The organism is Arthrobacter sp. JCM 19049 (genome assembly GCF_001310435.1).
On record NZ_BAXF01000654.1, the window covers coordinates 1 to 1,008 of the forward strand.

A 1,008-nucleotide genomic window follows, 5' to 3' on the forward strand; every position below is an offset into this window, starting at 1 on the left:
GGTGGCGGTGGCCCAGTTCGTGCAGAAGGCCGCCGAAACCGCCCTGCGCAACCGGCGCTGGGGCGCCTGTCCGCCCTGTTGATGGACCGCTGGGTGGATTTGTTCGTCAGCAACCCCGCAGCGCTGCGCTCCATGCGGTCCAAGATGCCCGGGGTGCTCACCGACCAGGCCACTACCTGTGGGTGGGGGCGGGATCGTGGCGGCGGTGGGCACCGATCGGATGGTGCTGCCCTTCCCCACCGTGGCTCCGGACCCCGAACGCGACCAGAGCGCCCAGCGCCTGCAGATGCAAACCGCCCGACTCTACCAGCGGCCCACCGCCAGGGCGTTGTCCGTTGGCACCCTGCAGATCACCTACCTGCGTCTGGCCGGCATGTACCAGCATTCGGCCGAGGCGGCACTGCGGCTGCGCAGCGCGATCCGGGCCGCCTTCAACGCCCGGCGCACCAGCCGCAAACTCATTTCCATCAGCGAACTGCATGCCGGCATTTCCCTGCAGCTCCAAGGCCTGGACGTGGAGGCCAAGTGGGCCTACCAGGCCGCGTTGGACGCCGGCCTGGAATCCGGCAAGGCCTTCCACATCTGTGACGCCAGCGGACGGCTGGCCCTGCTGTGTGCGATGCAGGGCGATTTCGCGGCCGCCGGGCACTGGGCGTCCTTGCACGCGGAACAGCTGCAGCAGGTGGGTTGGGGCAAACCGATGGTGGCCCGCGGTGTCATCCTGGCTCGGGCCTGGCAGGCCATGCTGGAAGTGGATCTTCCGGAGCTTCGGTCCCAGTTGCGCCAGCTGCCCGATGAGCCGGACAGCGACGAGTTTTGGGCGGTGCACGCGCTCTTGCTAAGTTTCCACCTGGTGTTCACCCAGCAAACTGGGGCGCAGCAAGCCTGCTGGAGCGGTTGAACGCCGAACGGGTCCACGCCCGAGCTGCTGAGCCGGGAACTGTTGGCGGTGGCGTCCCAGCTGGTTGCCTGGCCCGCTCCTCCGGCTGCGGCGCCGGTCGCCCCGTG

At 68.9% G+C, this 1,008-nt stretch carries 2 protein-coding genes; one reads left to right on the top strand and one right to left on the bottom strand.

Features of this window, described 5'->3' with window-relative positions; genetic code table 11:
• Positions 1-213: hypothetical protein (locus JCM19049_RS21325; RefSeq protein WP_279403354.1), on the bottom strand; the 213-nt coding region annotated here is incomplete at its 3' end.
• On the opposite strand from JCM19049_RS21325, the gene JCM19049_RS15280 reads away from it, so the two are divergent.
• Positions 206-901 carry a hypothetical protein gene (locus JCM19049_RS15280; RefSeq protein ID WP_279403355.1) on the top strand — a complete coding sequence of 232 codons (696 nt, stop codon included), beginning with the start codon at positions 206-208 and terminating at the stop codon, positions 899-901. The genes JCM19049_RS21325 and JCM19049_RS15280 overlap by 8 nt on opposite strands.
• Positions 902-1,008 lie beyond the last annotated feature (107 nt).